This window comes from Paenibacillus sp. YSY-4.3 (assembly GCF_054767475.1).
This window is the reverse complement of record NZ_BAABMC010000002.1, coordinates 635,337-659,010: the sequence shown is the minus strand read 5'-3', so window position 1 is coordinate 659,010 and position 23,674 is coordinate 635,337. Positions and strand designations below refer to the sequence as shown.

The window sequence follows — 23,674 nt, the reverse complement described above, 5'->3', positions numbered from 1 at the left end:
TAATAACATGATTAAGTATTTTTATACAACTGAATATAGTGAGGAATATACTGAAGTCATTTTGGATTTTGGTGTGGACAAGTCATTGAAGAATGGTTATCTGATCAATAATTCTTTGGGTTCGGATATTTTTGGGGATTTCGCTATTATTAAAGAAGAAGTGGGTAAACTGCTCGAATTGCTAAAAGGAAAAATAACTTCATATGAAGGTGGAGGAAATGTAAATTTAATAAACGCTGACAAGCATTTTACAACTATTGAAGATATTTTTGCTGAAGAGGGTGAGGAGGACGGTATATGCAAAATTGAAACGGTAGAATTTGTAAAGATAATATTAGTCTGGGCAAGGGAGAACTTTCAGTACAAAAGTCAGTGCGGTGTTCTAACAGGAGAAGAAACAGAAATAGCAATTAACTGGATCAATGAAAAATGCAATGAGATATCCAGATTTAGACTTGAATAGACATATTCAAATCGCTGAAAGTTATATAGATTAAACTTTATTTGGATTGTCAACTGACAGGCGTTCGACCTAGCAACAAATGGATTCAAATACTTGATAAACTATCAAAAGCTCTTCCCCACTTGAACTATGAAGTAGGAAAGAGCTTTTTCATTTAACCTATCTTGGCTCCATGAGAACGCGCAAATAGCACAGACTGCTCTTTATCCATTCGCATGCCTGTAATGGTGAATGTCGTGAAATCCACGCCTTCCATGTTCGCTCCTCTTATATCTGTCCCTTGCAGCTTCGCTTTTGCCAGTAACGCCATAGTCAGCTCGCAATCCCTTAAATCGGCATTTTCTAAATTGGCTCCTGACAGGTCCGCTTCATAAAATTTAATCCCACGTAAACTCTGTTTAACTAATCTAGCATATCTCAAATTGGTATATGACCAATCGCCTTGAAAAATGGTGATCCCGTCCATATTTGTGCTGGAAAAATCCGAACCCGTCATTTTGCAATTTTCAAATTTCGAGACAAAAAGATTTGCTCCGCTAAAATTACAATTCTCAAACGCAGATTCTTTATGAATGGAACCGTTTAACAACGCTCCGCGAAAATCACACTCTATGAAACGACAGTTGTTGGACGTAATCTCCTCTAGGGATACGTTGGAAAACGAGCAATGGCTAAATGTACAACTTATTAGTTCGCCATACCTTAAATCTTGAGTGCCAAAGTCTATTTCTGTAAAATTTTGATTGATGTGCTGAAACATTAGATCCTCCCATGCATGGTTATTATCCCCGCAATATATGAAGCGACAATCGCCTCATTAAACCTTAATATAGCACACGGCTGTCAAGTACCCGCTTAACCTCAGTCAAAAGTCAAGCATTTAATTTTTTGTAATCCATGCCGATCCAAACCAACAAATGAAAGCGGAATCACCATGGACAGACGAATTCAATCCTAGCTATAATAGATAAAATAATTTGGCCTACCGCGAAGCGGGAGGTTTCTAAGCATGAGGATGTGAGCGGGAATGTTCCGGAAATGGTTTATTCGCAACAGCAGTGTACAGAATAAGTTTCTGCTCTCGACCCTGTGTCTGATTATTATTCCACTGGGGCTATTCGGGATTATCTCGTTTCAGGTTTCCAAGCAATCGATCGAGTCGCAGGTCAGCCAATTGAATTTAAGAATATTAGGGCAGATTTCCGAAAAAGCGGATATGCTGCTGGACGACGTCATCTCGCTTTCCAACACTTTTTACTTGAATAGAGAGGTCAATTATGGCTTCACAGCGCAAATTTCCCCGAACAGCTATGAAGAGGTTGAAATCCGCTCCGAGTTTGACCGGCTGCTGACGAGCTCGATTTATTCCTTCGCCAATTTGAAACCCGACATTACCTTACTAGGGTTGAATGGCCTTACGCTATCGACGAATCCGCTGGATACCAAGCCGAGTATGCAAATCATGGAGCAGCAGGATTGGTACCACGCGGCGACGGAGGCCAAGGGGCAAATTCTATGGATCACAGAGCCGATCCCGGGTCTGGTGACAAAGGGACATGACGATCGTTCGGTCTACGCGGTGCGGTCGAGCAATCGGTTCGAGAGCTGGGCTCCTATCGGACTGGTCATTATTCGCATCGATGAATCCACCTTGAAAAATTTATACGCCGGTTCACTGGACGAGAATCAGGAGATCATCATTGTGAATGATGGCAAAGTCATTTCCTCGAATAACCTGGATTTTGCGAGCGAAGATCTCAAGACGCGCGGATATTATGAGAAAATCGATCAATATGAATCCGGTTTTTTCGTGGACCACGAAATGGGGACGGATCAGCTGATCGCGTTCCAGACCATCGGTAAAACCGGCTGGAAGCTGGTCTCCTATACGCCGACCCGGACGGTGCTTGCTAACATAAACAAAATTCAGACGGTAGTGATCATTGTTTTTGCCATCGTTGTCCTGCTCTCTTTTGCCGCTTCTTATTTCATGGCCCGCCGCCTGGCGATTCCGATCAAACGCTTGTCTAAGGATTTCGGCCGCGTCGAGGATGGGGATCTGACAGTCCGGTCGCCCGTGTACAGCGAAGATGAAATCGGTCTGCTAACGCAGAAGTTCAACCAGATGGTGGAGAAGCTCAAAGCCTCGATGGAGGATGTGAAGCGCGAGCAGCAAAATAAGCGGCAAGCTGAAATTCAGACGCTGCAATCCCAGATCAATCCGCATTTCCTGTACAACACGCTGGCCTCGATTCGGTTTATGCTGTACAAGCACGAGCAGGAGACGGTCGATTCCGTTATCGTGGCTCTCGTTCGGCTGCTGAAGCAGTCCATCTCCAAGGAGGATGAATGGATTCCTGTCGAAGAGGAGCTGGATATTCTGAAGAACTATATCTATATTCAGCAAATCCGCCAGGGTGATATGCTAGAGGTGCGATATGAGGTCGAGGACAATATTCTGGCTTACCGGACGATTAAATTAATTTTGCAGCCACTGGTGGAGAATGCGATTTTTCATGGTATCGAGCCGAAAAGAGGCAAAGGGACGATCGTGATCAAAGGATATCTTCAGGACAGGGACATCATCTTTGAGGTGATAGACGACGGCGTCGGGATGGATCAAAGCGCTTTGCAGCCATTTCCAAAGGAGCAGTCCTTCGGTCATACAGCCCTGTCACATGGCGGAGGATTATTTAATGTGCATGAGCGCATTCAGCTCCATTTCGGACGGCAATACGGGGTGACCCTGGAATCCGCGGTGAATGACGGGACGAAGGTCACGCTGCGCATTCCGGCATTTTACAAACGGGAGGACATACAGCAGCTATGAATATTCTCATTGTCGATGACGAACGGATTATCCGCGAGTGGTTTCGGATGACGGTGGACAAGCTGGGCGGGGACTGCCGGATCATTGGGGAGGCCGCCAGCGGCGAAGAAGCTCTGGAATTTTGCCATCAGCACCCGGTAGATCTCGTCGTTACGGATGTAAAGATGCCGGGGATGGATGGGCTGGAGCTGATCAAACGGCTGAAAGAGGAGCGGCCAACCGTGCGATCGGTTATTTTCAGCTCCTATAGCGAATTTCATTTTGCAGCCGAAGCGCTAAAGCTGGGAGCTAACGAATATATTCTCAAAGCCGAGGTTACCTTGCCCGGACTTGAGGAGATTTTGAAGAAAATCAAAAGGGATATTGAATTGGAGCGTAGTAAAGCGGTTGAACTCAATTCTCTGCGCCATGTGTTGAATCAGAACGAACAGGTGCTGCGGACGGCTTATTTTCGTGAACTGCTTCAGGGCAGTGGGCAAGCCGCGCAACAATTTGTGTCAAAGATGTCTTACTTCGGCATAGGGCTGAAGGAGAAGAATCTTGCCTTGATGGCTTTCGGCATCATTCCCGAACCGGAGAAGAATCAGCGAATCAGTGATCCCGATTTGCTTCAGCAAGCGATAATTAATATTATCAACGAAACGCTGTTAACCGAGACGGGCGGAGGATGTTCTTTTCTATACATGAATGAGGTCTACATGCTGCTCGTGAACGCTTCCGCATCAGGCATGAAGTCGCAGCGTGAGCTGCTCCTGCTGACGGCGAGCCGGGTGGCGGAGAATGCAAGGCGCTTCCTTGGCGTCGAGTCGGCGATTGGCATCAGCATGACCTACAGCAGCCTCTCCTATCTTCCCGAGCAGGCGCGCGAGGCGCTGGAAGCACTCGATCGAAAAAGATTCTACGGCGACAGAAGTGTCGCATATTTCCAGGATTCGGACAACTTGAGCCTTCACCCCGATCACCGGACTCAACCGCTTAAGCCGCACGTCGATTCCTTTCATCGCTTATTGGGGGACGGGAAGCCGCAAGAGGCGCTGCAGCAATTCGGCCATGTACTGACGAAGGCGGGAGAGGAAAAGTCTCTATCCCCTAAGCAAATGAAGGCCATTGTATTAGAGCTGATCTACTCGGCAATCAATTGGGCACGCAGTTTGCAGGTGCCGGTGGACAGGCTTGAAGCGTTGTCGGCGGAGGTCACGGGGCAGATCGTGCAGCAGGAGAACTATCATCAGCTTGCAGCTTGGGCAACCGGAGCAATTCGCGATCTGATGGACTGGCTGGAGGCGTCTCGCCCGCGGTACGCGGAACCGGTGGAAAAGGCGTGCGAGTACATTCGTTTGAATTATGCCGGGGAAATCACGCTAAAGGAAGTCTCCATGCATGTCCATCTCAGCCGGACTTATTTCAGTGAATTATTCAAGAAAGAGACCGGTCTGAACTTCAACGAATATGTGATGCAGGTCCGTATGGAACAGGCGAAGAATATCCTCAAGCACCAGCAGATGCGAATTTCCGATGTCGCGGCACAGGTGGGGTACGCCAATCCTAGCTATTTCATCAAATTGTTTAAAAAATATGCCGGAGTCTCTCCTTATGAGTACATGGAGTCTTATAGCAGCTTCCGGGCTCGCTAAACACTTCGAACACCTCGCCTTGCGGGGTGTTTTTGCTTATATCCGAATAATTTGCTATGTGGCAGAAATATTTTGCTATTCCTTTTAGAGCGGATTATTTAGATTAATAGAGAAGGCGTTTTTTGTTGAAAAAAAGCGGAATTACGTGTCACTGGGCAGTAAGGCCTTTTTCTATAATGAAATCAGCAACAACAAGAAGATAGGAAACAGGGAGGTCTGAACATGAAGAAGAAATGGCTGGCGACCGTGCTGGTGACCGTTCTGGCCGCTTCCGTGCTAAGCGCTTGCGGAGGGAGCAGCGGAACGGAGCAGTTGAACAAGAAGAAGGCGGACGGCAGCGGAGAGACGACGCTTACCTTCTGGAGAGCAGGTACCGATGCGCAGGAGAATGCGTATTGGAAACGGGTGATCAGCGAATTTGAAGCCAGTCATCCTGGAGTCAAGATCGAGCTGAGCGAAGCGCCATTCGGCAATGATATGGAGACGAAGCTGAATGCGGCTTATGCCAGCGGCACGTCCCCTGACGTTCTGTCCTATACGCTGGCTTCGGTAGCGCAGCGGGCCAGCTTAGGCCAATATGAGCCGCTTGATGGATATCTGTCCACTTGGGACGGCAGAAGCGACATGATGGAGAATATTTTGGATACCGGAACGTATAACGGCAGTCTGTACGGGGTGGGTTTCATCCCGGATCCACGCGTCCTGCTGTGGCGCAAAGATCTGTTCAAAGAAGCGGGTCTTGATCCAGAGAAGCCGCCAGGAAGCTGGGAGGAACTGGCGGATTATGCCCGCAAGCTGACGAAGAAAGACGGCAATACCACGACACTGGCTGGATTCGCGATTCCGACGGCATCGGCATGGACGCTGTGGCAATCCTTTGTTTTGCAAAACGGTGGACAGATCATCGACGAGCAGACGAACACACCGTTGTTTGATTCGCCGGAAGCGATTGAGGCAACAGAATATTTGGCGGAGCTTGTATTAGATGGCATCACGATTCCTAACAATTCCGACAAATCGAATGAGAACCTGTTCCCTAACGGCAAGGCGGCGATCGCCTATGACAGTCCGGCAGCCTACACGAACCTGCAGAAAGAGAATCCTGAACTGGTCGGACAAATCGGCGTTTCCGGACCGATCGCAAGGAAAGAGAAGGCAACCTTTGCGGGCATGCGCTTGCTGTTCATGAGCTCGCAGAGCAAGAATAAGGAACTCGCAGCGGAGTTCATCCAGCACATCATGTCCAAGGAAGAGACGTGGAAGCGGTATACGGAGCTGGGAACTCCGGTGGTCCTGAAATCGCTGGAGCAGGATTATATCAATGACAAGCCAGAGATTAACCAAGCGATCTTCGATGCGGTTTCGTACGGTAAAGGCGCTGCGAAGGTAACTTATGCCGGGAAGCTGAGCGAGATTATTAGCCAGAACCTGGAGGGCGCCTTCTACGGGAAAATTTCGGCTGAGGCAGCGATGAAGCAGGGAGTAGAGCAGTTGAATCGGGAGCTCCCTAACTTGATCGGAAAATAGAGAGATTTATGGAACGAAACGCCTGTTTGCTTCATTGACGCACAGGCGTTTCGTATAGGATGAAGAAAACCAGACTTCAGCGAGGTGGTTAAACCTATGAAATCAACGCTATCCCGTTCTATGGAGACGAATGGGAAGATGAGATCCAAGCAGCGGCTGAGCATCGACTATGTAGGTTACGCGATGATCGCGCCCGGCTATTTAATTTATTTTCTATTTATTTTCATTCCCTTGGTAGTCGGCATATATTACAGCTTTACGAATTATAACTTCTATAGTACGCCGGAGTTTGTCGGTTTGCAGAATTATGCCCGGCTCCTGCAGGATGAACTGTTCGGCAAGGCGATGTATAACACGTTCATCTATGCATTATTTACGATTGTACCCCAATTGTTTCTCGGCTTGATTCTTGCTGTTTTGTTGAACGGCAAGCTCTTTGGCCGCGTATTCTCCCGGGCCAGCATTTATATTCCTAACGTCACCTCGATGGTGGCCGTTTCGATGATCTGGCTGTGGATTTATGACCCGGCCCTCGGTATTTTGAATCGGATGATCAAGGTGTTTGGCATTGATCCGATTCAGTGGCTATACAATCCGAACACGGCGATGATGGCCGTCGTCATTATGAGTATCTGGAAATCGCTGGGTTATACGATGATCGTTTACCTGGCGGGCCTGCAGTCGATTCCGTCCAGCCTGTACGAGGCGGCGCATATGGACGGGGCATCGAAGATCCGGCAATTTTTCTCGATCACGATTCCAATGCTGAAGCCAACTACATTTTTTATTCTGGTCATGTCTTGCATTAACTCGTTTATGGTATTTGAACAGGTCAATATTATGACGGCCGGCGGACCGTTAAATTCGACAACGACCGTCGTGCATCAAATCTACCTCCGCGGCTTTCAGGACTTCCAAATGGGGTATGCTTCGGCAATGGCCATTGTCCTCTTTCTCATCACGCTGGTCATTACCTTGATTAATTTCAAGTACGGCAATCAGGGGGATGATTTGGATGTGGATTAATCGATGGGGGTGGGCAAATTGAGAAGCAAAAATGTTGGCTTGGTAGTGATGTCCGTCGTTTTGTTGGCGGTATCGCTGGTGATGCTGCTGCCTTTCTTAATCATGGTGCTGACCTCGTTCAAAACGATGGGGGAGATCCAGTCACCGACCTTTTCTTTGTTTCCGAAGGTATGGCATTTTGACAATTATGCCGAAGCGCTGTCGCGGGGCGATTGGCTGAAGTATTTCTATAATTCCTTTGTCGTCACGATCATTACGGTTGTGGTTAGTCTGGTGCTGAACTCCATGGCGGGATACTCCTTCGCACGGCTGAGATTCCCTGGAAGAGACCTTCTGTTCTTCTCGGTGCTGATCGGGATCATGGTGCCGGCCCAGACGACGATGATTCCTACCTTTCTGATGATGAAGCAGTTCCCGCTGGCAGGCGGCAATAATCTGCTTGGTCAGGACGGGATCGGATTCATTAACAGCTATACAGGGCTAATTCTGCCGTTTATCGCAGGCTCGTTCGGTATTTTTCTGTGCCGGCAGTTTTTCCTCAATTTCCCTCGAGCTTTGGACGAAGCTTCGCAAATTGACGGGGCCTCCAAGTTCCGGGTGTTTTATCAAATATATTTGCCGCTGAGTAAGCCTATTTTGGCGACGCTGGCTATTTTTAAAACGACCTCGGCCTGGAATGATTATATGTGGCCTTTGATTATGACGAATACCGAAGGAATGAGAACGGTTCAGCTCGGGTTAACGATATTTCGTGGAGAGACGAACGTGGAATGGAACTTGCTGATGGCGGCGACTACTCTTGTCGTTTTGCCGCTTGTAGTGCTATTTTTGGCGGCGCAGAAATATTTTGTACAGGGTATCGTGACGACAGGGTTAAAAGCTTAAGTAGGAGGTGTTGGCATGAAGACCATTATGGTGTTGTTGGATACGCTGAATCGGCGCAGCCTTCCGGCATATGGCGGTGAAGCGAGTACGCCGAATATTGACCGTGCCGCAGAGAAATCCGTCGTATTCGGGCAGCATTGGTCCGGATCGCTTCCTTGCATGCCGGCAAGAAGGGATCTGCTGACGGGACGGGCATCGTTTCTGGAGAAAGGCTGGGGCGGCATCGAGCCGTTTGACCGGACTTTGCCGGAAGTACTGCGCGAGGCCGGAATATTCAGTCACATCATTACCGATCACTATCATTATTTCTCCCGGGGCGGGGAGAATTACTGTCAGGCGTTTACCACCTGGGATTTTCACCGGGGACAGGAGGGGGATCCTTGGCATTCCGTCATTGCGGAGCCGCCTAGGCCGGAGAAGTATTATGGCCGAACCGAGGATCAGTATGAGCATAATCGCAGCCGCTTTGAGAAAGAGGAAGATTATCCGGGACCGCGGACATTGTCTGCAGCATGCGATTGGCTGGAGCGCAACAAGGATGAGGACAACTACTTCCTGTGGGTTGAGGCCTTTGACCCTCATGAGCCGTTTGATTGCCCGCAGCATTATTTGGAGCAGTATAAAGATGCTTATAACGGACCGAGATTTGACTGGCCGATTTATGGGGATGCTGATGTTCCCGAGGATGCGCTTCGTCATCTAAATGCAAGATATGCCGCCAACCTGACGATGATCGATCATTGGTTCGGCAAGCTGCTGGACACGATGGATCGTCTCCATTTATGGGAGGATACCTTGTTCATCTTTACAACTGATCACGGCTTTTTGCTCGGCGAGCATGAGCTGCTCGGAAAGAACCAGATGCACGTCTACAATGAATTGGCCCATATTCCGCTGATGATCCGCCCGCCGGGCGGTCAGGGAGAGGCCATGCGAGTCAATGCTTTATCGCAAAATATCGATTTAATGCCGACGATTCTTGATTATATGGGCGTCCAGGTTCCCGAAGATGTGAAGGGCTACTCTCTTCGAGGGCTGCTGGAAGGACAAGAGGATCAGGTGCGCGAAGCGGCGATCTATGGATATCATGGCATGGCGGTTAACGTGACCGATGGCCGTCATACTTACATGCGCTCTCCTAAGTCAGTGGATAATCATCCGTGTAATATTTACACGGCGATGCCGACGACGTTCCGTTCGTTTCTTGGCGGCGGCCAAGAGAAAGAGATCGAATGCGGCCGTTATTTAGAGCGTACGGATTATCCTTTATTCAAAATTCCGCTGACCGCGGAAGGGAAGCCTTATACGGGCAATCGGCGGGTGATGCAATCGCAGCTATTCAGTCTTGAAGAAGATTATGCCCAGCAGCATCTTTTGCAGGATGAGGCGGTGGAAGAGCGTATGATCGACTTGCTTCGGACGGAGATGGAGCGGGTCGATGCGCCGGAAGAGCAATACATCCGGTTAGGGCTGGAGAAGAGAGTGGACGATTAATATGATTTCGCTTGGAAATCGGCGATTCGGCCGGTTTCCAGGCCTATTTTTATTTACTGGCCCTAGCATAACTGCTACGGAAACGGGATACCCGTGAAGGAGGACATGATGAATCAATCTTGTGCAGCGGCCGCCTATGGCGATGTCGGCGTCATGTGGAAGACGGTTTCGGAGGACTGCAATCTCGCCTGCGACTATTGCTACTATAGTACTTGTGCCGGTAAACCAGGTCCTAAAATTAATAGAATAGATTCTTCCGTTCTGGAGAAATTCATTCAAGAGTATATGAGCATCAGCAAGGGAAGGGCTTCATTTACTTGGCAGGGCGGCGAACCATTGCTGGCAGGCCTGTCTTTTTTTGAAGAGGTGGTGGAGCTGCAGGTCAAGCATGCGCCCCCGCGCACCTCGATCAGCAATTCCTTGCAAACGAACGGGACGATGATCAACGAGAAGTGGGCCGCCTTTTTTAAGACGTATCAGTTCCTAATTGGTGTCAGTCTGGACGGTCCGCAGCCGATTCATGACGCCAGAAGAGTGGATTCCCGGGGAGCAGGCAGCTTCGATCGCGTGATGAAGGGGATTGGATATTTACGAGAGCATGATGTCGATTTCAATATTCTTACGGTTGTGCATAAAGGAAATGTCGGCAAGGCGCAGGAGCTGATGCGCTTTTACGAGGAGCAGGGCTTTGCGTATATCCAGTTCATTCCCTGCATGTCTTTCCGCTCCCAGCAGATCGGCATGCCAGGTGTTTATGAAATCACGCCTGAAGAGTACGGCAACTTCCTGTGCGAGGCATTTGATTATTGGTATAACGAAGGGAAGCCGCGTACATCCATCCGCTTCTTCGATAATATGCTGAGCTCCTATCTGTACCGGGACCCGGAGCTATGCATTCTCAGTGCCGGATGCAGCACGATGCTTGTACTCGAGCAGAACGGGGACGTATATCCTTGCGATTTCTATATTCACGAGGATTGGAAGCTGGGGAATGCGGCCACGCATAGCATTGGTGAGCTGTTGTCACACCCTTTGCGCGATAAGTTTCTCGGCATGAAGCCTACACTTCCCGAGATGTGCCGAACTTGCGAATATCAGCGGCTGTGTCATGGGGGCTGCCCTCGTAACCGAAAATGGACAGAGGATTTAAGCTCTTCCGAAGTTGATTATTTCTGTGCGAGCTACAAGCAGATTTACGGGTACGCGGAAGAACGGATGAAGAAGCTTGGAGCTGAATTAAGACAGCAGCTGTTTGAACGGAACCTGAAGCTCTACTTCAAAGGAAAACTGCCGGGACGAAATGATCTCTGCGCCTGCGGCAGCACCAGAAAATATAAGCATTGCTGCGGGGAAAATGCAGTATAGCCGGACCTAAGGCCGTGTAGATATCAAAACAACACAATCCCTGCACAGGCAGACAAGCCGATCACCATGAGCGGGTGGACTTTGTATCTTACGATAGACAGGAAAGCTGCGCCTCCGATCAACAGGGTTGCGAGCGTCGTCCAATTGAGCAGACTGCTCGTCAGGCTGGGGAAGCCGAGGTGAATCGCGGCATAGATGATGAGCCCGATAATAATCGGACGCAAGCCGTAGAGGGAATATTGTACCCAGGACTTGGTATGAATCTTGTAAAAAAATTTTGCAGCCAGCACGATAATAATTAACGATGGCAAAATAATTCCTGCAATAGCGGCAATCGCCCCCGGCATTCCAGCCGTGTCCAGGCCGATCAGCATGGCGGCATTTACGGCGATGGAGCCGGGGGACATGCCTGCCAAAGCAACAATATGCTGAAAACGTTCCGGAGTAATCCAGCCGTACTGGCTCACTTCATAATGGATCATGGAGATGACGGCATAGCCGCCTCCAAAAGACGCAAAGCCAATTTTTATGAAAGTAAGAAACAATTTCCACAGCAGCACGCAATTCACCTCCTATCAAAAGTCATTAAATATAATACTCTATGAATTCCGTCCCAGAGCTTGTGGCCTGGGATTCTTTGTCTGTATGAAGCGGCAATCCGAGCGCCTTCTTGACACCCATAATGACGTTGCCCGCAACAAGTCCGATCAAGATCAGGAATATCGGGTTCAACCCGGTGAACAGCAGCAGCAGAAGCGAAGCGATGGTCACCAGTTTGGTCGAAAGGTCGAACAAGGAGGTCTTGCTCATTCTGTAGGCAGCGACAGCAATCAAGCCGATGACCGCGCCGTTGATGCCTTTGAAGGCGGAAATCATTTTCGGCTCATTTTGCAGCAGGGCGTACCCGGCGCTTAAGCCGATTAAGATCAGAAAGGTAGGCAGCGTGATGCCTAGAACCGCCGCCACCGCTCCGGGGATTTTGCCCAGCCGGTAGCCGATAAAGGCCGAGGAATTGACGCCGACCCCACCGGGAGCCGATCCGGCAATGGAGAAAATATCGCTCATTTCCCGTTCATCCATCCACTGTCGCTTCTCCACTACTTCATGTTCAATCGTCGAAATCATCGCATAGCCCCCGCCAAAGGTAGAAGGCCCGATTTTAAAAAATGTCCAAAACAAATCCCGCAGTATGATCAACTTACCTATAAATCCGGTTCGCATGCTTCATTCTCTCCCTAATTGCTTGATGTCACAGCATACTTGTGGTGAATTCGTTGTATCCTAATTCAATTATAACAACTTTTTATCAAAATGGAATTAAGTTTTTCGGATTTATTCAAAAAATGTTTGTGATCGATGTAATATAATAGTGATAACCGAAAAATCGACATTTTTCTCATAGTAATCCTATAGGGTATTAAATACTTTTTGTCTAATTGGATAAAAGTCTGGAACTGGAAAATTTACAAGCAAGTAGATATAATGATTAATAGATATCCGATAAGAATAATATGAATAAAACGAGGCGACTCTTGATGAATAAACTAAGCCAAGCAGCCCTAAGTGTAAAAAGAGCGGTGTTTGAGCGAATCGCCGGGCAGAATCATGTCTCTAAAGCCGAGCTGTTGGATGAATTCAGCTTGACCAGCAGCAGTCTGACGAGACTGCTTGATGAACTGACGAATGAGGGATGGCTGGCGGAGGCAGGCTTCGGAGAGTCTACGGGCGGCAGAAAGCCGATTCTGTATCAGGTCAACCCTACGCATAAAGTTATTTTCGGATTGGAAATATCCCGGCTCTATTCTGCGCTGGGTTTGTTCGATTTGAATATGAAGGCCCTCTCCTATTGCCGTTGGACGATGGATGAAACGATGACACCGGAGACGCTGGTGCGCCATGTCAGCGGGAAGATCGATGCCATGCTGCAGGAGAACGGCTTGGATAAAGATAAGGTGGCGGGAATCGGAGTAGGAGCCGTAGGGCCGTTGGACAGGCATCGCGGGGTTATTTTGGAGCCGCGGTATTTTTCCGCTGCGGGCTGGGCCCATGTCCCGATTTGCGAGCAGTTGGAGAAGGAGACGGGCATTCCGGCCACCCTGGAGAATGGAGCGAATACGGCGCTGATCGGTGAGCACTGGGCTTTGCGCGGCGAGAACGTCCAGCACATGCTGTATATTCACGCCGGGTCGGGGCTGCGGTCTGCCATGATGTCAGGCGGCTCCCTGGTCCATGGGGCGATGGATATGGAGGGCTCCATTGGGCAAATGATTATCCAGACGGATGGGCCGAGATTGCATAATGAGGGGAATTACGGAGCGCTGGAAGCATTTGTTTCGGTGCAAGCTTTGGAGAAGCAGGTCAGAGAGCAGCGCAAAATGGGTAGGAACCAGCTGGCCGGAGCCGAGAATTTTCAGCCGGACGGCATTCATTTCGATATGCTGGTAGAGGCGCTTAACGAGGGAGATTCGTTTATCCGCGAGCTATTTACGCAATCCGCTGTTTATATGGGGATCGGCCTAGCTAACTTGATTAACATTCTCCACCCGGAAACGGTCATATTGGGGGGAGCGCTCATCAACGCCCACGGGCTTTATTATGATACCGCGATTTCCGTCGCACAGAAGAATATCTACTATTATCCGGAATATCAGCCTGTTTTCTCGAAAGGTGTCCTCCAGGAAAATGCCGTTTCCACGGGCGCTGCGGTCATGATGTTCAAGCAACTATCGTTGTGAGGGGAATGGCCGGGGAAGGAGTTCCTAGCGTGCGATCGACGGCCAGCGTGTGCTAGACCGCTGTCGTGTGCTGGGTGACCGTCATGCGATTGAGCGCTGTCGTGTGCTGGGTGACCGTCATGCGATTGAGCACTGTCGTATGTTGGGTGACCGTCATGCGATTGACAATCACCGTGTGCTAGACCGCCGCCGTCGTGTGATTGGCGACCAGCGTGTGATTGCCGACCAGCATGTAATCGGCGGCCATCAATGTGCTGGCCACCGTCATGCGACACCAAACACCGGTTAAGCGCTGGGAGCGCTGTTGTAAGGTTGTAAGAATGCTGCAATAGTACAGGAATTATCACACGTTACCCGACTTATTAGCTACATTGATGCAAATGTGCAGGATTTTCTCTCGTATGAGGGCAAAACCAGCAGTTACGTTGGTAAAATACTGTACTTTCGCAGCAATATCAACTCTGAGGACTTAGGCTAGTTAAAAATGATGTACTTTCGCAGCAATTTCCTAATAAAAGCGGAGTCCTTCCCTCCAATAATTAAACTGCTGATTTATGCCTGTTCCTAGATGGTCTGGCTAAGGTAACTAGATGTATTTCCTGCAGTTAGTTCAGCGGTTTTGGCCGTGTTAGAGGGGACTAACTGCAAAACCTACATTTACTTTTAAGCCATTTCGGCGATTTCGCTCTATTCAGGCAAACTAACTGCATGTTTTGCATTTAGCGCATGTATTTTTGATAAAAGAGCTTAACTAGTTGTATAAAATACATTTAGGTTATAAATAATCCATGAATGGTTCCTTGAGCTTTTGGAAGCGCGAAACCCTCAATTTGTGAATGATTTATTTGGTGAGATATGCGAGAGGTTGGGCGATGCAATTAAGGAATGTAGGATTTTCTCACAGGTTCTGGCCTTGCCCGGCTTTTTGTTATATTGTTGAAAAAAGGGGAGATGCCAGATGTATATCGTTCTGTCTTTAGGGATTGCGGCCGCTGTCATTTTCATTTTCGCCTGGTTATTCAGCGTAAGTGTCTCGTTCCAAGGAGAGCATATCGTCATAAGACATATATTTAATAAGCTTGCCTTCAGCAAGCAGGAGATTGACCGGGTAGAGATCACGGATCAATATTTGCCGGACAATGTCACGCCGGTCGGTTTTAACCGCTCAGCGGATAAGATCATCATCCATACTAAAAGCCAGCGATACCTGGTTCCCGTCCAGAGCATCGAAGCGTTTATGGAGAAGTATGAACAATTTGCTGCAGCTAAGTAGGATTCATAGGGGATAAAATAACAAAATCGTTTAATATTCAGTGCTTTTCCGCCGTTCAGGTTGCGGGAAAGCGCTTTTTTGACTATTCTCATATTGAGAGATTAGTGGTACTAAGGAGGATGGACGATGAATTATCGGCAATTAGGAGATACAGAATTACGAGTTAGCGAGCTGAGCTTTGGAACATGGGCGATCGGCGGCAGCTGGGGGCATTCCGATGACCAGGAAGCATTGCGCGGTCTGGCGACGGCGATGGAGCAAGGCGTTAATTTTTTTGATACAGCGGATGTATACGGCTCAGGCCATGCGGAAGAGCTGCTGGCGAAAGCGACTAAAGGCAAAGAAGATGAGATCCACATCGCCACCAAGTTTTGCCGGGCGGGGGACATCCATGATCTGAATACGTATTCAGAGGAATCGGTTCGCGCCTACTGCGAAGGCAGCTTAAAACGGCTGCAGCGCGAGCGCATCGATCTGTACCAAATCCACTGTCCGCCGCTTGCGGTGCTGAAGGACGGCAAGGTGTTCGAGGTGCTGGATAAGCTGAAAGCGGAAGGCAAAATCCGCCACTACGGCGTCAGCGTGGAGACGGTGGAGGAAGGATTATTCTGTCTAAGTGTGCCTGGCGTTAAAGCGCTGCAGGTCATCTTTAATATATTCCGCCAGAAGCCGGCCGAGGAATTGTTCGCAGAGGCCAAGGCGGCAGGAGTCGGAATCCTGGCAAGGCTGCCGCTGGCGAGCGGTTTGTTGACAGGTAAATTTACGAAGGATACGAAATTCAGCGAGGACGACCATCGGAATTTCAATGCCAACGGGGAGCAATTCAACGTAGGCGAGACATTCGCAGGTTTGCCTTTCACCAAAGGCGTCGAATTAGCTTCCCAGCTGTCCTGGATCGCCGAGGGGCGCGGGGATATGGCCCGGGCTTCGATGCGCTGGATTCTCGATCATCCGGAAGTGACCTGTGTCATTCCAGGATTCAAAAATGTCCGCCAAGTGGAAGACAACCTGGGAACACTGCAGATCCCGGCGTTTCGTCCCGAGGAGTTGGAGCGCCTTCAAGCGTTTTACCGCAGCGATGTAGCTCAGCATATCCGCGGAGCGTATTAATCGTTGCAACTTTGAAAAAAAGAGCGATACCTTCGGTTCATTCCGGACCGGGGGTATCGCTTTTTTGCGCGAATATCAAAGCTAGTCGTTTAGACTCAATTTAGCCGACCCGAAATTTTGTTCCTTTTAAAGCGGAAATAAACATGCTATCATCCAAATGAAATCGATTTCAAAGGGAGGAATTGGAAATATGTCAATCGCGGTTTTGTCGAGGAAAGTAGTTAAAAGGAGTTTATGCATCGCTTTGGTAGGTGGACTGGCATTATCTTCCCTGCTGGCCTCAACGCAGGTACACGCAGCCGGGGAAGCGGTAGAAGTATGGATCTCCACGTCCGATCCTTCGCAAGCAGATTCGGGTCTCAGCACCTCAGCCAGACTTACTCGTAAAGGGGATGTATCCTTTGGCGCCGATACGGGCAGCGTGACTTACAGCATCCGCATCGACGAGAATGCGACCAGGCAGCAAATGGACGGCTTCGGCGTTTCGATTACTGACGCTTCGGCCTGGCTGCTGAACTACAAGCTGGATTCCTCCAAGCGCGCGGAGGTCATGGAGAGATTGTTCGGCCAAACCGGCATCGGATTGAGTGTGCTCCGCCAGCCGATCGGGGCCTCCGATTTTAACTGGGAAGCCTACACATATGCGGATACCCCGAACGATAACAACTTGAACAACTTCTCCATCGCCAGGGACAAGCCGTACATCATCCCGATGGTGAAGCAGTCCTTGGCCACGAACCCGAACATCAAAGTGTTCGCCTCCACATGGAGCGCCCCGGCCTGGATGAAGTATTCGGGCACGCTGAACGGCGGCAAGCTGAAGGCGGAGAATTACCAGACTTTTGCTGATTATTTGAAAAAGTTCGTGCAAGCCTATCAAAACGAAGGCATTCCAATTTACGCAATTACGGTGCAAAATGAGCCGTTGCATGAAACGAACACCTATCCGACGATGAAAATGAGCGAGCAGGATCAAGTCGGTGCGATTGGCGATTTCATTGGCCCAACGTTCCGAAACGCCGGACTGAACACGAAGATCATTGCGTTTGACCATAACTATCTGGATTGGAACTTCCCTAACAAAGTGATCACGGATTTGAAAAATGCCGGGAAAGGCCAGTTTGTTTCTGGAAGCGCTTTCCACCATTATGACAGCGGAGACGGCTCGCAAATGACGAGTCTTCATAATGCCCACCCGGATAAGGACATCTGGTTCACCGAGGGCGGCTTTGGTACGTGGAATGATCCGGAGAACGGCACTCATTCCGGCTTCGATAACATGGCCAACGAATTCATCAACATTACCCGCAACTGGTCGAAATCGATCATTACGTGGAATCTCGCACTGGATCAGCGAAGCGGCCCGACGCTGCTAGCGCCGAACAACAGCAACCGCGGCATGATCACGATTCAAAATTCGGACAACCGCAACGATCGGCCGGAGAATGCCGTCACTTACAAGAAGCAGTACTATCTGTTGGGGCATTACAGCAAATTCGTCGTTCCGGGCTCGTACCGGGTTGAATCCAATACCTATGGGGACATGAAGAACGTGGCGTTCAAAAATCCGGACGGCTCCAAAGTCGTTGTCGTCTATAACCCGCAGTCCTCAAATCAGAACATTAAAATCCAATGGGGCAAACAAGCCTTCACCTATAATATCCCGGGTAAATCGGTCATGACCTTCAAGTGGCACGGCACGGTATCCTAAAATAGGAAATCGATCAAAGCAATATTGATAACCAATCCAGTTAAACCTCCGCAACTAGTTGCGGAGGTATTCTTATTTATTCCATGGAATTAAATGAGGATTTAACTGCATTTGTAGTCATTAATTATTGCAAATTCATGAGAGGAATCGGTTTAAATGCATTTATGGTAATTAAAATAATCCGTTACTGGGCTCGATAAGAAAAAGTAAGTTTTAAATACATGATTTACAGTTTTTTTTCTAAAACGGAGAATTGCTATGAAATAGATACATGAAATGCATTAATTTTGCTAAGTAAGTTCAACAAAACAAATGAATGAGAGCCGGATAAATATATGGTTTTGGTTACCCAAAACCCTTGATATGACTGGGCTGTGACGGAAAAAGAGAGTTAGTGCGGAATTGCATAGTCCCCGCTTAAAGGCAAAAGTGAGTCGATATCGGGGATAGTTAGTTGTCAGTATAAGGATGATGGCCTAACATGAGCAATGCAACCAAGGCGCGCCGGATATGCTGCGGCGACATATACGGCGACATATACATGACGAGCTGATCACAGCTCGATAAACAAAATGAGGGAGGGGGCCGCTACCATGTCAGAAAAACGCAGCTTTCTTAAAGAGTTAAACAAAAATAGGACGTTGTTTCTGATGATTGCTCCTACGCTGCTGTTTTTTATCATCTTCAGCTACATTCCGATGATCGGCGTGTATTACGCGTTCACGAACTTCGACTTTGAGGGCGGATTGTTCGGAAGCGAATTCGTCGGCTTTAAGAACTTCGAGTTTCTGTATAAGTCAGGCATCCTGTGGAATCTGACGAAGAATACAGTGCTGTACAACCTGGCGTTCCTAATTATCGGCAATATTATGCAGATCGTCAGCGCGATTTTCCTGGCTCAGTTAGCCAGCAAATGGTTCAAGAAGACGGCACAATCGCTGATGTTCCTGCCGTACTTCCTGTCCTGGGTACTCGTTGGGGCGTTTGTGTTCAATATGTTCTCCGACCTGGGGGTCGTGAACACGCTGCTGAAGCAGATCGGCTTGCAGCCGTACGATTTCTATCTGAATTCGGCACCGTGGAAGTACATCATCGTCTTCTTTAACGTATGGAAAGGCATCGGATACGGGACGATCATTTATTTGGCGGCCATCATGGGCATCAGCGATGAGCTGTACGAAGCGGCCAAGATCGACGGGGCGAATATTTTTCAACAAATCCGCAGCATCACGCTGCCGCTGCTTAAGCCGACATTCATCCTGCTGATTCTGTTCAGCCTGGGCGGCATTCTGAAGGGGCAATTCGACTTGTTCTATCAAATTATCGGCAACAACGGCTTACTCTACGATGCAACGGATATCATTGATACGTTTGTGTTCCGGTCACTCACCGTCAATTTCGATATCGGTATGGGAACGGCAGCGGGATTATACCAATCCTTCTTTGGCTTCGTCCTGATCATGACGGTCAACTACATCATTAAGAAAACCCGCGAGGAGTACGCACTGTTCTAAAGGAGGGGAAGTAGCATGAACGTTCAAGCAGAGGAGCTGCCGATAGTTCGAAAGACGAACAAGGGTACCAAAATCAAACCAGATAAAGCGACCATTGCATTCAATGTGATTGGATATACGCTGCTTACAGCGATTTCTATAGTTTGTCTTATTCCATTCTGGCTCATTGTCGCCGGCTCGTTTACGGATGAGATGGAGATTATTGCCGAAGGCTTTAAGCTGTTTCCGAGCACGATTTCATTCGAGGCTTACAAGTCGGTATTCGCCACGCCGGAGCAAATTTACCGCGCTTATGGGGTGACCATCGGAGTTACGGTTGTCGGCTCATTGCTCGGCCTGCTGCTGACGTCGATGGCTGGTTATGTCCTGTCCCGCAAGGACTTCATTTACCGCAACAGCTTGTCGTTCTTCATTTACTTCACGACGCTGTTCAGCGGAGGACTGATTCCGTGGTACATCATGATGACCAAGTATTTGGGGCTGAAGGACAGCTATTGGGCTTTGATATTGCCGCCGCTGATTAGCGCCTGGAATATCATCCTGATGCGAAACTTCATGAAATCGATTCCAGATTCGGTCATCGAATCGGCGAAGATCGACGGGGCCGGAGATTTCCTAATCTACCGGAAGATTATCCTTCCGCTGTCTACACCGGGCCTAGCCACCATCGGACTGTTCCTGGCTCTCGGTTACTGGAACGACTGGTTCAACGCCAACGTGTTTATAACGTCGGATTATAAATATCCGCTGCAATTTTTGCTCTATAAAATATTGTCCAGCGCCGCGGTGCTGCGCACCCAAACGGGAGCCTACCTGGCAGCCAACGTCGTCCCGCCGACCGAAACGCTTAAAATGGCGGTGGCGGTCGTCGCCACGGGACCGATCATTCTGCTCTATCCTTTCGTCCAGAAGTACTTCGTGAAGGGTTTGACGATTGGAGCCGTCAAAGGTTAGAACCGGGATACCGGCTAACATAGATTCTCAGCTTGAAGGAATTACAGATTAGGTAACCAAAAGGAGGAGTCAACATGTTAAAAACCAAGAAACGCTTGTCGCTGCTGCTGGTGCTGTCATTAATGATCACTTTGCTGGCGGCCTGCGGCGGGGGCACAGCGTCCGATTCGCCAGGAAATAAAGGTACAGAGAAAGCGGCGAATGGGGAAGGAGCGGCTGGAGAGAAGCTGGAAAAGGTAAAGCTGTCCTGGTATCTCGTCGGTGATGCGCATAAAGATCAGAGCAAAATCGTCGCCGAATGGAACAAAATGCTGGAAAGAGATCTTAATACAACCGTTGATCTTAAGTTTACAACCTGGAACGATTGGAAGACAAAATACAATCTGCTGCTTACTTCTGGCGAGAAAATTGACATGATATTTGCATCGAGCTGGGCCGATTTCTATAAGTTGTCCAAACAAGGGGCCTTCCTCGATTTGAAAGATCTTCTGCCGGAGTATGCTCCAACGACTTGGGGGAACGTGCCGCAGGAGGATTGGGACTCGGTAACCGTCAGCGGCGGAATCTACGCGGTTCCGAATACCAATCCGGAATATACGCCGCTTGGCTACGTGTATCGTGAAGATTGGCGCAAGGAATTTGGCCTCCCTGAATTTACGGATCTGGATTCCATCGAGGCTTATCTGGATGCGGTGAAGACGCAGAAGAAGGTCATCCCGATTAACGGCGCGGCCTATGAGAATATAAACAGCTTGTATAGATTCTGGAATGACTTTCAACTGATTGGCGGCGACGTCATCGGCGCAACGTCCTATGATAATCCGCGTGATATTCAGATTCTGCCATACACCGAGGAATTTGAAGTCTGGGTGAAGAGAATGAAAACTTGGGAGCAAAAAGGCTACTGGAACAAAAACGCTCTTTCCTCCAATCAGGAAGCGGGCGACTTCATTAAAACGGGTCAAGGCGCGATTTACTGGCGCAACCCATCCAGTGCGGGTGGATTTATCAATGAAGTAAAAGCGAAAAATCTCGACATGGAAATCGGTTATTTCCCATTCAGCCGCTTCCATAACTACGTTATTCCGACGCTGCCAAGCTCCAACGCAATGGCAATTCCAAAGAGCTCGGCCAATCCGGAGCGTTCACTGATGGTGCTGGATAAGCTGCGCAATGATCCGGAATATTTCAACCTGATGACGTATGGCATCGAGGGTACGCACTGGGCGAAAGGCGAGGACGATAAAACGATCGTTATTCCGGCCCCAGGTGTGAATTTGGATGAAACACCACGCTATGATATTACCAGCTGGGGATGGCGTTATGAGCCGAACATGAAGAAAGAGAAAGGCGGCTGGGACGGTCTTGATATTCTGAAGGAAGAATTCAAGCCGATCAGCAAGCCGGATATTTTCGGACCGATTTATCTCGATTATGCACCTGTTAAGGCAGAGCTGGCAGCCGTAAACCAAGTCTTCGAACAATACGGCAAACCGCTTATGCTTGGACTGACCTCGGATGTGGACGCTTCCCTGAAGACGTACCGCGAGAAGCTGAAGACAGCAGGCGTCGACAAGCTGCTGGAGTATATCCAGGAGGAAGCGAACAAGTATTTTGACGAAAGAGGCATCGAGTAATTGAAGTTGGAGGAAGCGGCGATTATTCGTCGCTTCTTTATTACCGGGAAGCGATAGATCGAAACGAAAGAGAGAGGAGAACACCTGCAATGCCTAACACAAAACAACCCTCCGATGTCGTTGAAGTATGGTGGAGCTCAGAGGTGGAGCCAGGGAAATTGAAATGGTTTGAAGGCCCGCTCGATAATCTCTACAGATTGAGCCGGCAGCCGGATATTACCTTAACGGCGCCGCAGGTCATGGAGACGGCCCGTATTACGGTCACGCCAAGTCATGTTGGTCAGCAAATGCTGGGCATGGGTACCTCGATAGAGGATACGACGATCAGCAATCTCGCGAAAATGAACCCCGCCCAGCGGGAGGAAGTTTTGCGGCTATTGGTCGATAAGGAAGTTGGTATTGGTCTCAATTTGCTGCGGATTACGCTGGGGACCTCGGATTTCACTGGACAGGCCTTTTATACGTATAATGATATGCCCGAGGGGGTAACCGATTTTGAGCAGCGGTATTTTTCTATACAAAAGGATGTTGAGCTCGGGATCGTAGAGACTGTTCAGCAACTGATCGCGCTGGCACCTGAGGTTAAAATTTTTGCCTCCTCCTGGAGTCCGCCGGCCTGGATGAAGACGAGCGGCAGCCTGAAGCGGGGCAGCTTGAAGGAGGGGGCGGAGTATACTGCAGCCTTGGCTAGGTATTATCGGTTGGCGATTCAAGCGTACCGGGAGCACGGGATTCCGATCTATGCGATGACCCTGCAGAACGAGCCGTTGTTCGAGACGGACTATCCGAGCTGCTATATGCCGCCCGAGAGGCAGAGAGAGCTGGCTATCGCTTTGCGGCAGGAGCTGGATCACCATGGGCTGGATACGAAAATATGGATTTTCGATCATAATTTCAGCGATGCTTGGGCGTACGTCACGCCTATTCTGAACGATGAGGCCGGATACAGCGTCGCCGACGGCATTGCGCTGCACGACTATGAAGGCTCGCCGGAGGTGATGAGCGAAATCCATGCCGCTTATCCGGACAAGCCGATCTATTTGACGGAGCGCTCCTTGTGGGGAACGGCCGGCGTTGACCGGATGGCCCAGTATTTCCGCAACTATGCTTGCAGCTACAATGCATGGGTGACGATGCTGGACAGCAATATCAGTCCGCATCAATGGCTCGGAACGCCGGGACCTACGATGATGATCCAGGATGCGGCCGATGTCGATCACTATTGGATCATCCCGGAATATTACTTGCTGGGGCAGTACACCCGGTTCGTGGAGCCGGGGGCGTATAGAGTGGCGAGTGATTACGGCTCCAAGGAGACCGTGACGAACGTCGTCTTCCGCAATCCGGGCGGCGATCTCGTTGCCGTCGTGATCAATCAGAGCGAATCGGAGCAGGAATTCTGCGTCCTTTGCGAAGGGCAGCAGTGGACGGCGAAGCTTCCGGCGAAGACAGTAGGAACGTACCGTTGGCAAGCAGGCTAGCATTGATTAAGGGAAGGAACAGCTTTTGCTGGACC

General features: G+C 49.2%; 19 protein-coding genes. 16 read left to right on the top strand and 3 right to left on the bottom strand.

Annotated elements, in window-relative coordinates; translation table 11 throughout:
• Window positions 1–7 precede the first annotated feature (7 nt).
• Complete coding sequence (locus ACYUJT_RS09630; protein WP_460321056.1) at window positions 8–463, top strand: hypothetical protein; 456 nt, start codon at window positions 8–10, stop codon at window positions 461–463.
• Window positions 464–617: 154 nt separating this feature from the next.
• Here the strand turns inward: ACYUJT_RS09630 and ACYUJT_RS09625 are convergent, their stop codons facing one another.
• Window positions 618–1,223: a pentapeptide repeat-containing protein gene (locus tag ACYUJT_RS09625; RefSeq protein ID WP_460321054.1), complete on the bottom strand. Its 606-nt coding sequence runs from the start codon at window positions 1,221–1,223 to the stop codon at window positions 618–620.
• Between the two features lie 267 nt (window positions 1,224–1,490).
• On the opposite strand from ACYUJT_RS09625, the gene ACYUJT_RS09620 reads away from it, so the two are divergent.
• The 7 genes from ACYUJT_RS09620 to ACYUJT_RS09590 all read left to right on the top strand — a co-directional run bounded on the left by ACYUJT_RS09620 (window position 1,491) and on the right by ACYUJT_RS09590 (window position 11,224).
• The gene (locus ACYUJT_RS09620) at window positions 1,491–3,293 is read left to right on the top strand and encodes a cache domain-containing sensor histidine kinase (protein WP_460321052.1); all 1,803 of its coding nucleotides are present in this window, start codon (window positions 1,491–1,493) and stop codon (window positions 3,291–3,293) included.
• Complete coding sequence (locus ACYUJT_RS09615) at window positions 3,290–4,927, top strand: response regulator (RefSeq protein WP_460321050.1); 1,638 nt, start codon at window positions 3,290–3,292, stop codon at window positions 4,925–4,927. Before ACYUJT_RS09620 ends, ACYUJT_RS09615 begins: the two co-directional genes overlap by 4 nt.
• A gap of 222 nt (window positions 4,928–5,149) precedes the next feature.
• Window positions 5,150–6,454: an ABC transporter substrate-binding protein gene (locus ACYUJT_RS09610; protein ID WP_460321047.1), complete on the top strand. Its 1,305-nt coding sequence runs from the start codon at window positions 5,150–5,152 to the stop codon at window positions 6,452–6,454.
• 96 nt (window positions 6,455–6,550) lie between these two features.
• On the top strand, window positions 6,551–7,480 hold the full coding sequence (locus ACYUJT_RS09605; RefSeq protein WP_460321043.1) for a carbohydrate ABC transporter permease: 930 nt from the start codon (window positions 6,551–6,553) through the stop codon (window positions 7,478–7,480).
• A 9-nt stretch (window positions 7,481–7,489) separates the two neighbouring features.
• Window positions 7,490–8,365, top strand: a complete 876-nt coding sequence (locus tag ACYUJT_RS09600) for a carbohydrate ABC transporter permease (protein WP_460321041.1) — start codon at window positions 7,490–7,492, stop codon at window positions 8,363–8,365.
• Between the two features lie 15 nt (window positions 8,366–8,380).
• A complete protein-coding gene (locus ACYUJT_RS09595; RefSeq protein ID WP_460321038.1) occupies window positions 8,381–9,859 on the top strand; it encodes a sulfatase in 1,479 nt (492 codons plus the stop codon).
• A gap of 108 nt (window positions 9,860–9,967) precedes the next feature.
• On the top strand, window positions 9,968–11,224 hold the full coding sequence (locus ACYUJT_RS09590) for an anaerobic sulfatase maturase (protein WP_460321036.1): 1,257 nt from the start codon (window positions 9,968–9,970) through the stop codon (window positions 11,222–11,224).
• Window positions 11,225–11,247: 23 nt separating this feature from the next.
• On the opposite strand, the gene ACYUJT_RS09585 is transcribed toward ACYUJT_RS09590, so the two are convergent.
• Window positions 11,248–11,784: a chromate transporter gene (locus ACYUJT_RS09585; protein ID WP_460321034.1), complete on the bottom strand. Its 537-nt coding sequence runs from the start codon at window positions 11,782–11,784 to the stop codon at window positions 11,248–11,250.
• A 25-nt stretch (window positions 11,785–11,809) separates the two neighbouring features.
• The gene (locus tag ACYUJT_RS09580; RefSeq protein WP_460321032.1) at window positions 11,810–12,445 is read right to left on the bottom strand and encodes a chromate transporter; all 636 of its coding nucleotides are present in this window, start codon (window positions 12,443–12,445) and stop codon (window positions 11,810–11,812) included.
• A gap of 314 nt (window positions 12,446–12,759) precedes the next feature.
• Here ACYUJT_RS09580 and ACYUJT_RS09575 point away from each other — a divergent pair, with 314 nt between their 5' ends.
• From ACYUJT_RS09575 to ACYUJT_RS09540, 8 genes are all read left to right on the top strand, one after another.
• Window positions 12,760–13,959, top strand: a complete 1,200-nt coding sequence (locus tag ACYUJT_RS09575; protein ID WP_460321030.1) for an ROK family protein — start codon at window positions 12,760–12,762, stop codon at window positions 13,957–13,959.
• Between the two features lie 958 nt (window positions 13,960–14,917).
• A complete protein-coding gene (locus ACYUJT_RS09570; protein WP_460321028.1) occupies window positions 14,918–15,232 on the top strand; it encodes a SunI/YnzG family protein in 315 nt (104 codons plus the stop codon).
• Between the two features lie 126 nt (window positions 15,233–15,358).
• Window positions 15,359–16,342, top strand: coding sequence for an aldo/keto reductase (locus tag ACYUJT_RS09565; RefSeq protein ID WP_460321025.1), 984 nt, complete (start codon window positions 15,359–15,361; stop codon window positions 16,340–16,342).
• Window positions 16,343–16,532: 190 nt separating this feature from the next.
• Window positions 16,533–18,053 carry a glycoside hydrolase family 30 protein gene (locus tag ACYUJT_RS09560; protein ID WP_460321023.1) on the top strand — a complete coding sequence of 507 codons (1,521 nt, stop codon included), beginning with the start codon at window positions 16,533–16,535 and terminating at the stop codon, window positions 18,051–18,053.
• Between the two features lie 593 nt (window positions 18,054–18,646).
• Window positions 18,647–19,567 carry an ABC transporter permease gene (locus ACYUJT_RS09555; RefSeq protein WP_460321020.1) on the top strand — a complete coding sequence of 307 codons (921 nt, stop codon included), beginning with the start codon at window positions 18,647–18,649 and terminating at the stop codon, window positions 19,565–19,567.
• A 15-nt stretch (window positions 19,568–19,582) separates the two neighbouring features.
• A complete protein-coding gene (locus tag ACYUJT_RS09550) occupies window positions 19,583–20,521 on the top strand; it encodes a carbohydrate ABC transporter permease (protein ID WP_460321018.1) in 939 nt (312 codons plus the stop codon).
• A gap of 74 nt (window positions 20,522–20,595) precedes the next feature.
• On the top strand, window positions 20,596–22,158 hold the full coding sequence (locus tag ACYUJT_RS09545) for an extracellular solute-binding protein (RefSeq protein ID WP_460321015.1): 1,563 nt from the start codon (window positions 20,596–20,598) through the stop codon (window positions 22,156–22,158).
• Between the two features lie 89 nt (window positions 22,159–22,247).
• Entirely contained in the window at window positions 22,248–23,639 is a 1,392-nt protein-coding gene (locus ACYUJT_RS09540) for a glycoside hydrolase family 30 protein (RefSeq protein ID WP_460321013.1), read from the top strand.
• Window positions 23,640–23,674 lie beyond the last annotated feature (35 nt).